Source organism: Amycolatopsis sacchari (genome assembly GCF_900114035.1).
GTDB classification, from domain to species: Bacteria; Actinomycetota; Actinomycetes; order Mycobacteriales; family Pseudonocardiaceae; genus Amycolatopsis_E; species Amycolatopsis_E sacchari.
Window position 1 is genome coordinate 1 of sequence record NZ_FORP01000054.1, and the last position, 8653, is coordinate 8653.

An 8653-nucleotide genomic window follows, 5' to 3' on the forward strand; every position below is an offset into this window, starting at 1 on the left:
GTCGGGAACCAACTTCTCAATCACCACATCAGCATGCCCACACTTGATCAACTACGGCCAGCAGACGCGCCGATCATTTTGAAACGAGTTGTAAGTCTTGCCACTGCCGGAGACCCCTCGAGCGATGAACTCGACCACCACCTGGTCTCCTTCAGCGATAGCACTGAAGATCTCAACTTGGACGCCGCCGGGAACGGCTGCGTCGATCTTGCTGAGAACCTCGATCAGCTCCGCCTTGGAGTGCACCCCGGCCAGTGGGAACTCGGCGGGGTGGCCCCCGACTCGATATTCCAGATCCTCGTCCAGCCGATCCATCGCCCCCTGATGGTTGCCAGCCGAGAGATCGCTGTAGAAGTCCAGTACCAGCGCCTTGTTGTGCTGAGACACGTCGGCGATCACCTTCGGATCGAGTTCATTGAAGTCGATCTTGTCTTCGGTCATGTCCGGTTCATCCTTTTCGTACACCTGTGGTTGATCTTGCAATCCGCTGGGACGGCAGTCCCGGCGCGTCGGTCACGGCAGCCAGCACCCGTCGTGACAGTCTCGCGTCCTGGTCCGTACCAACCGATTGCCACAGTAGGCCGCGACCAGGTCAGATCCTGTCCTGATCCGATCCGAGGGAGCGTGTGTCATCAAGCCCTCCGCACGGCTGCTCCGGCTCTTGTCGACACTCGCGAGTCGGCCGTCCTGGACCAACCGCGAGCTCGCCGCGGAACTGCAGGTCACAGAGCGCACAGTGCGACGAGACATCGCCGGCCTCCGCGACCTTGGTTACAGCATCCAGTCGGACCCCGACCCCTGGGGCGGCTATCGGCTCGGTGGTGGCACCTCGCTGCCTCCGTTGCCCCTTGACGATGATGAGGCGCTCGCCGTCGTGGTGGCCTTGCAAGAGGCGGCGCTGTCCGGCTTGCTCGGGCATGACCGGGCCGCGTTCACTGCCCTGGCCAAGCTGCAACGCTTGCTCCCGCCACGAATGGCCGCACGGCTTGAGGGATTCCTCGGCATTGTCGTGCACACACCTCGCGTGGCCGAGGAACCGGTGACACCCGCGGTCCTCCTGACGCTGGCCACCGCCTGCCGTGCCCGAGAAGCACTTCGAATCACTTATCGTGACCGTCGGGAGAACTTGACTTCACGCGAAGTGGCCCCCTGGCAGTTGGTGCGAACACGCAACCGCTGGTACCTGGTCGCGCTCGACAACAGCAAGCACGAGTGGCGGACTTTTCGTGCCGATCGTGTCATCGAGGCGCAACTGACCGGACGGCTGGCGAACCTCGTTGAGCCCCCCGACGCCGCCCGCATGGTGTCCGAGATGCTGCTCGCCGAGTATCCGTTCTACGCCACCGTGCAGGCAGAAATCGACTTCGGTCGTGCCCAGCGCCTGGTGCCACCCGGTGCGGGCTCACTCGAACCCGACGGCGCCGAGCGAACGCTCATCACGTTCGGGGGCCATAGTCTTGAGGAGATCGCAGTTCGAGTTCTTCAACTGGGGACTCGTGTACGAATCATCGAGCCGGTAGAACTGAAAGGTGCACTTCACGCTTGGATGGGCACCGTGATCGCGGACGGCCCGGAGTCCTGAGCCCGCATCCATCGGTCGAATCGGGATGAGCATTTCTCGGTGACTTGTTGATCTTTGGTGAGCTTGGCGATTCATGGCGCGCCCGCCCTGCTGCGCACCGGGAAGGGGGCGCCGGAGCCGAAGGTGCTCCGGCGCGCCCTGACCGGATGGGCGTTCAACACCAAACGGCGAGACACCCCGAAACCGCCGGAGATTGAGCGGGCGCTGAAATGGGTCAAAGCGAATACGGTGTCGGTGTCGCGCCTGAACGACGAAGCCGTCCTGCGTGAAGTCCTGGAGCAGATTTCGCTGAAGCTGGATGGCAGGCAAGCTGCTGCCAAAACGGTGTACCGCAAGCGCGCTGTGCTCCACAACGCGTTGGACTACGCAGTCGAACTCAAGGCGCTCACCACGAACAGGCTGTCCACAGTGAAATGGACGATGCCGAAAACGGCGCGTGCCATCGATAAGCGGGTTGTCATCAATCATGACCAGGCCAAGGCCTTGCTGAGCGCGGTGGCGGCTCAGAAAGTGGCAGGACAGCCTCGTCGGTCGGCAGGCCCGGCGTTGGTGGCCTACTTCGCCTGCATGTACTACGCGGCTTTACGCCCGGAAGAGGCCGCGATGCTGCGGGAAGCGGATCTGGAGCTGCCGGACGAAGGATGGGGTGAGCTGCTGTTGTCGGAAACGGCGCCGGTCACCGGTGCGGCGTGGACCGACAACGGGGCGCGACGTGATCGACGGCAGCTCAAGCAGCGTGGTCGGGGAGAGGTCCGTGCTGTGCCTTGTCCGCCTCCGCTGACCGCGATCCTGCATGACCACCTCAGGGAGTTCGGTACGGCGGCAGACGGCCGCCTGTTCCGGAACCTGACCGGTGGTGATCTCTCTGAATCCACGGTCGGGCGGGTGTGGGACAGAGCGCGGAAGGCGGCGCTGAGCGAGGCGGAGTACCTCTCGCCGCTTGCCCGGCGCCCGTACGACCTCCGGCACGCGTGCGTATCCACCTGGCTGGCCGCAGGGGTCCCCTCGACCCAGTGCGCGGAGTGGGCCGGTCACTCGGTCGCGGTGTTGCACCAGATCTACGCGAAGGTGATCGCGGGGCTGGAGTCGGCGGTGCACGCGCGGATCGAGAGAGCGCTCGGTGTCGAGCCGGACCCGCCGGAACGTGGGGGCGAATAGGGGGGAAGCACCCGGATTCGGCCGGTCGGACCCGGAGGCAGCCGGAGAGCACAAGATCGGCCCCTCACCCTGTTCTCGCAGGTGAGGGGCCGATTCTGGCTGGTCTGGAGGAGTGCCCCCGGTGAGATTCGAACTCACACTGGACGGGTTTTGAATCCGTTGCCTCTGCCAGTTGGGCTACGGGGGCGACGCGGCCAGACTCTACCGCCCCGCCCCTTCCCCGGAGCACCGGGGGTAGCGCAGCGTGATCGCTGCTTACACCGGTTCGGCTGTTTACACCACGTGGTGAACACCATCTCACGTTCTGGATCGTTCCCGGTAGGCTGGGCCTGCGGTTACGCCGCAGTTCCCATCCCGTCGAGCACGCAGGAGGACCCCGGTGACCGAACAGGCTGCCGAGGCGGGCGGTGTCGCCACCGAGCCGCAGCGTCGGGTGCTCGTCGCCGAAGACGAGGCACTCATCCGGCTCGACCTGGTCGAGATGTTGCGCGAAGAGGGCTACCAGGTGGTCGGCGAGGCCGGCGACGGCGAGGAGGCCATCAAACTCGCCGCCGAGCTCAAGCCCGACCTGGTGATCCTGGACGTCAAGATGCCCAAGCTGGACGGCATCGAGGCGGCTTCCAAGATCACCGGCGACCGGATCGCGCCCGTGGTCATTCTGACCGCCTTCAGCCAGCGTGACCTGGTCGAGCGCGCCCGCGACGCGGGCACCATGGCCTACCTGGTCAAGCCGTTCGCCAAGCGCGACCTCGTCCCCGCCATCGAACTCGCCATCAGCCGCTTCTCCGAGCTGCAGGCACTCGAGGCCGAGGTCGCGGGGCTGACCGACCGGCTGGAGACCCGCAAGGTCATCGACCGCGCCAAGGGCCTGCTGATGACCCAGCAGGGGCTCACCGAGCCCGACGCGTTCCGGTGGATCCAGCGCACGGCCATGGACCGGCGCACCACCATGAAGGCGGTTGCACAGGCTGTGGTCGAGAGCATCGGCCAGCGCTGAGCCCTTAGCCCGCTCGGATGAGCGGGGCATTACTGGTAGTTATCACCCGGTTGTCCGCCTAGGGCAACCGGGTGTAAATCATGCATTAACTTCCTCGCCGACCGTCACGATCTGAATACAAGACGGTCCGTGACGCTGTGCAACCCGGCGCCGGGCGGCTACGTTTTGCGGCCAGTCAGGTTCCCCAAAGGGAACGGCCGTACGTTGTGCGGCCACCGGCATTGGGAGGAAACGAGTGTCAAGAGCACGACTCACCGGAGTCATCGTGCTGGCGGCCGCGGCGTCGCTCGTCCTGGGTTCCTGTGCGGCGCGGGACAACGGAAGCTCGTCCGGCAACACCACGGGCTCGGCCGCCGCTCCTTCGCAGGCGGCCAACGCGGCCAACCCGGCCGGCGACGGCAAGGCCGTCTGCTCCGGCGTCTCGCTGGCGTACGCGGGCACGATCAACGGCTCCAGCGCGGCGCTGGGCCAGAACATCCTGCGCGGCGCCGACCTCGCCGTGAAGCAGCACAACCAGGCCAACCCGAACTGCCAGGTCACCCTCAAGCAGTTCGACACCGAGGGCAAGCCCGACAAGGCGCCCGGCATCGTGACCCAGGTGATCAGCGAGGCCGACATCATCGGTGTCATCGGCCTGCCGTTCTCCGGCGAGTCGAAGGCCGCGGGCAACCTGTTCAACCAGGCGGGTCTCGTCACGATCTCCCCGTCGGCGACCAACCCGGCGCTGGCGAACAACGGCTGGAAGACCTTCTTCCGCGGCATGGGCAACGACGCGGTGCAGGGCCCGGCCGCGGCGAAGTTCCTCACCGAGACGCTCAAGGCCAACAAGGTCTGCGTCGTGGAGGACGACTCCGAGTACGGCACCGGCCTGGCCGCCCAGCTCACCCAGGCGCTCGGCGCGAAGGCGACCTGCACGGACAAGGTGAAGACCGGGCAGACCGACTTCTCCGCCGTGGTCAACAAGATCTCGTCGGAGAGCCCGGACGCGATCTTCTACGCCGGCTACTACCCCGAGGCCGGGCCGTTCGCGCAGCAGCTCAACGACAAGGGCGTCACGGCGAAGTTCGTCGGCCCCGACGGTGTGAAGGACCCCGAGTTCGTCAAGGGCGCGGGTGCGGGCGCGAACAACGCCTACTTCACCTGCCCGTGTGTCCCCGAGGACAACTTCAAGGACTTCACCGCCGCGTTCAAGCAGACCGAGGGCGCTGACCCGGGCACGTACTCGCCCGAGGGCTACGACGTCACCACCGTCCTGCTGAAGGGCATCGACTCGGGCATCAAGGACCGGGCGGGCCTGCTGAACTTCGTGAAGAACTACGACGGTCAGGGCCTGACCAAGAAGTTCAAGTGGAACGACAAGGGCGAGCTGTCCGACACGCCGGTGTGGAGCTACCGCGTGGAGAACGGCAAGATCGTCAACAACGGCCAGATCAGCTGATCCCCTCCGACCGATCCCGGGCATGCACGCGGCCGACCGCCGCGTGCATGCCCGATCCGTACCCGGGAATAGAGTGAACCCTTGAACCCCGCGATGACCGCTGCCCTCGTCCAGACCGACAGCTGGATCCAGTTCGACGTCCACGGTCTGGCAGACCAGTTCTGGAACAACACCGTGGACGGCCTGGCGCAGGGCGGGATCTACGCCCTCATCGCGCTGGGCTACACGCTCGTCTACGGCGTGCTCAAGCTCATCAACTTCGCCCACTCCGAGGTGTTCATCGTCGGCACCTTCGCGACGTGGCTCACGTTCTGGCTGCTGGGTTTCCGGCCTGGTTCCGACCCGCAGCTGTCCACCATCGAGATCATCGCCTTCCTGCTGCTCGCCGGTATCGCTGCGATGGCGGTGTCCGGGCTGGTCGCGGTCGGCCTCGAACGCGTGGCGTACAGACCACTGCGCAACCGCAACGCCCCGCGGCTGGTCTTCCTGATCACCGCGATCGGCGCCTCGTTCGCGATCCAGCAGATCCTGAAGCTGATCTTCGGGCTGAACCAGCAGCCCCAGATCCGCCTGCTGCAGCCCGAGCCGTTGTTCCGGATCTTCGGTGCCGTGGTGACCAACCGCGACGTCATCCTGTTCGTGGCCGCCGTGCTGCTGTGGTTCGTGGCGGACTACTTCGTGAACAAGACCCGGCTGGGCCGCGGGATCCGTGCGGTGGCGCAGGATCCGGACACCGCGACCCTGATGGGGGTGAACAAGGAACGCGTGATCGTGGTGACGTTCCTGGTCGGTGGTCTGCTGGCGGGTGCGGCGGCGTTGTTCTACATGATGAAGATCCCGCAGGGTGCGATCTACAACGGCGGTTTTCTGTTGGGTATCAAGGCGTTCACGGCCGCGGTACTTGGCGGGATCGGCAACCTGCGTGGTGCGCTGCTGGGTGGTTTCGTGCTCGGGCTCGTGGAGAACTACGGGCAGTCCCTGCTGGGCGGGGAGTGGAAGGACATCGTGGCGTTCGTGGTGCTGGTGATCGTGCTGATGTTCCGCCCGACCGGCATCCTGGGCGAGTCGCTGGGGAAGGCACGGGTATGAGCACGATCAGGGAACGCTGGAACAGCCTTTCGCGGCCCGTCCAGTGGGCGATCCTCATCCCACTGGTCGTGCTCATCCTCTTCCTGCCCGACCTGAACCCGCCGATCCTGGCGACCACGGGCACGGACTTCCCCACGGCGATGTTCGACGTCGCCCGCTACGCGCTCGTGGCCGTCGGCCTCAACGTCGTGGTGGGGCAAGCCGGGCTGCTCGACCTGGGTTACGTCGGGTTCTTCGCGGTGGGGGCGTATGTGGCGGCGTTGTTCACGTCGCCGAACTCCTCGCTGCACAAGCTGCCGTACCTGTGGACGCTGCCGCTGGCGATGGTCATCACGATGATCTTCGGCATCGTGCTCGGCGCCCCGACCCTGCGGCTACGCGGGGACTACCTCGCCATCGTGACGCTGGGCTTCGGCGAGATCATCCGCCTGCTGGCCGACAACGTCACGCCGCTGCGCGGGCAGTCCGGCTTCGAACGTGTCGGCACCAACAACGCCGGACAGCCGTTCTTCGACAACGCCACCCTGTGGTACCAGCTGACGGTCCTCATCATCGTGGGAATCCTGTTGCTGGTGGGCAATCTCGAACGCTCGCGCGTCGGGCGCGCGTGGGTCGCGATCCGCGAGGACGAGGACGTCGCCGAGATCATGGGCGTCGCCACCTACAAGTTCAAGATCTGGGCGTTCGTCATCGGTGCCGCGATCGGTGGCCTGTCCGGTGCCCTGTACGCGGGCAAGCTGGGCTTCGTGAACAACCAGTCGTTCGACGTGGTCACCTCGATGCTGTTCCTGGCGGCGGTCGTGCTGGGTGGTGCCGGGAACAAGGTGGGTGTGCTGCTGGGAGCAGTGGTGGTGGCGTACCTGCCGCTGCGGTTCGTGCAGATCGCCGAGTACAACTACCTGATCTTCGGGATCGCGTTGATCATCCTGATGATCTTCCGGCCCCAGGGGCTGCTGGGTGCCCGGCAACGGCTGCTGGCCAAGGGCCGCCAGGCCTACCAGCGCCTGATCGGCCGCGGTGAGCAGATCAGCGGGGACAGCGCACTCGCCACCGAGCCCGGAGGGGGGAACCGATGACGAACCCGAACGAACCGGCACCCACCGAAGGCGGCATCGTCGCCGAGGTCGCGCACATGACCGCGGAGCAGCGTGCCGAGCACGACGCCGAGGTCGCCGAGGCGGTCGCCCCGGATCGCGAGATCGACGTCGAGGTGGGCGAGACCCTGCTCGAACTGCGGGACGTGACCCTGCGGTTCGGCGGCCTCACCGCGCTCGACTCGGTGTCCTTCGGCATCCGCCGCGGCGAGATCCTCGGCCTGATCGGCCCCAACGGCGCGGGCAAGACGACGTGCTTCAACGCGATGACCGGCGTCTACCGGCCCACGTCGGGCCAGGTCCTGCTGGAGGGCAAGCCGCTGGGCAAGTCCTCCCGGCACCGGATCACGCAGCTCGGCATCGCCCGCACGTTCCAGAACATCCGGCTGTTCGGCGAGATGACCGCGCTGGAGAACGTCGTGGTCGGCGCCGACGCGCGCGCCAAGACCAGCGTCGTCGGCGCACTGCTGCGCCTGCCCCGCCACCACCACGAGGAACAGCAGGCGGTGGACCGGGCGATGGCGTTGCTGGAGTTCGTGGGCATCGCCGACCGCGCGGCGGACAAGGCGAAGAACCTGCCGTACGGCTACCAGCGCCGGCTGGAGATCGCGCGGGCGCTGGCGACCGAGCCGAAGCTGTTGTGCTTGGACGAGCCGGCGGCGGGGTTCAACCCGGCGGAGAAGGAAGAGCTGATGCAGCTCATCCGCAAGATCCGCGCCGACGGGTACACCGTCCTGCTCATCGAACACGACATGAAACTCGTCATGGGCGTCACCGACCGGATCGTCGTCCTCGAGTTCGGGAAGAAGATCGCAGACGGACTGCCGGCGGAGATCCGGGAGAACCCCGCGGTCATCGCCGCCTACCTGGGAGTGCCTGACGATGACGTTGCTTGAGCTGTCCGGCGTCTCGGTGCACTACGGCCGCATCCAGGCCGTCTCCGAGCTGTCGATCACGGTCGGCGAAGGCGAGATCGTGGCACTCATCGGCGCCAACGGCGCCGGCAAGTCCACCACGATGCGCGCCATCTCCGGCATCCGCCCGCTGTCGGCCGGCAGCATCACCTTCGCCGGCGAGGACATCACCAAACTCCGCGCCGACCTCCGCGTCGTCCGCGGCATCTCCCAGGTGCCGGAGGGCCGGGGGGTGTTCCCGGGGATGACGGTGGCGGAGAACCTGGACATGGGGGCGTATGCGCGGAAGGACCGCAAGAACCTGGGTGCGGATCTGGAGCGGGTGTTCGCGTTGTTCCCGCGGTTGAAGGAGCGGCGGTCGCAGGCGGGGGGCACGCTGTC

At 66.3% G+C, this 8653-nt stretch carries 9 protein-coding genes and 1 tRNA gene; 8 read left to right on the top strand and 2 right to left on the bottom strand.

All coding sequences use genetic code 11. The annotated features are described in order from the left end of the window. Window positions 1-51: 51 nt before the first annotated feature. Window positions 52-441, bottom strand: coding sequence for a nuclear transport factor 2 family protein (locus BMZ92_RS36415; RefSeq protein ID WP_091517244.1), 390 nt, complete (start codon window positions 439-441; stop codon window positions 52-54). A 208-nt stretch (window positions 442-649) separates the two neighbouring features. Here BMZ92_RS36415 and BMZ92_RS36420 point away from each other — a divergent pair, with 208 nt between their 5' ends. After that, entirely contained in the window at window positions 650-1582 is a 933-nt protein-coding gene (locus tag BMZ92_RS36420) for a helix-turn-helix transcriptional regulator (protein WP_281245257.1), read from the top strand. A 57-nt stretch (window positions 1583-1639) separates the two neighbouring features. Further along, window positions 1640-2740 (top strand): tyrosine-type recombinase/integrase, encoded by a 1101-nt coding sequence (locus BMZ92_RS36425; protein ID WP_245783456.1) that lies wholly within the window; start codon window positions 1640-1642, stop codon window positions 2738-2740. A gap of 113 nt (window positions 2741-2853) precedes the next feature. Here the strand turns inward: BMZ92_RS36425 and BMZ92_RS36430 are convergent. Further along, window positions 2854-2927 (bottom strand) — tRNA-Leu (locus BMZ92_RS36430). Window positions 2928-3119: 192 nt separating this feature from the next. On the opposite strand from BMZ92_RS36430, the gene BMZ92_RS36435 reads away from it, so the two are divergent. From BMZ92_RS36435 to BMZ92_RS36460, 6 genes are all read left to right on the top strand, one after another. After that, complete coding sequence (locus BMZ92_RS36435) at window positions 3120-3737, top strand: ANTAR domain-containing response regulator (RefSeq protein ID WP_091517246.1); 618 nt, start codon at window positions 3120-3122, stop codon at window positions 3735-3737. A gap of 265 nt (window positions 3738-4002) precedes the next feature. Then, entirely contained in the window at window positions 4003-5175 is a 1173-nt protein-coding gene (locus BMZ92_RS36440) for a branched-chain amino acid ABC transporter substrate-binding protein (RefSeq protein WP_091517247.1), read from the top strand. Between the two features lie 93 nt (window positions 5176-5268). Beyond that, window positions 5269-6264, top strand: coding sequence for a branched-chain amino acid ABC transporter permease (locus BMZ92_RS36445; protein ID WP_091517248.1), 996 nt, complete (start codon window positions 5269-5271; stop codon window positions 6262-6264). Then, window positions 6261-7340, top strand: a complete 1080-nt coding sequence (locus BMZ92_RS36450) for a branched-chain amino acid ABC transporter permease (RefSeq protein WP_091517249.1) — start codon at window positions 6261-6263, stop codon at window positions 7338-7340. Before BMZ92_RS36445 ends, BMZ92_RS36450 begins: the two co-directional genes overlap by 4 nt. Next, window positions 7337-8254, top strand: a complete 918-nt coding sequence (locus BMZ92_RS36455) for an ABC transporter ATP-binding protein (RefSeq protein WP_091517250.1) — start codon at window positions 7337-7339, stop codon at window positions 8252-8254. Before BMZ92_RS36450 ends, BMZ92_RS36455 begins: the two co-directional genes overlap by 4 nt. After that, on the top strand, window positions 8241-8653 hold a 413-nt coding region (locus BMZ92_RS36460; protein ID WP_143250031.1), incomplete at its 3' end, for an ABC transporter ATP-binding protein. The genes BMZ92_RS36455 and BMZ92_RS36460, both read left to right, overlap by 14 nt.

What these genes read in the sequence shown, in the direction of transcription:
- BMZ92_RS36445 (WP_091517248.1), top strand. Translation starts at nt 5,269, where the DNA reads ATGACCGCTGCCCTCGTCCAGACCGACAGCTGGATCCAGTTCGACGTC.
- BMZ92_RS36455 (WP_091517250.1), top strand. Translation starts at nt 7,337, where the DNA reads ATGACGAACCCGAACGAACCGGCACCCACCGAAGGCGGCATCGTCGCC.
- BMZ92_RS36450 (WP_091517249.1), top strand. Translation starts at nt 6,261, where the DNA reads ATGAGCACGATCAGGGAACGCTGGAACAGCCTTTCGCGGCCCGTCCAG.
- BMZ92_RS36415 (WP_091517244.1), bottom strand. Translation starts at nt 441, where the DNA reads ATGACCGAAGACAAGATCGACTTCAATGAACTCGATCCGAAGGTGATC.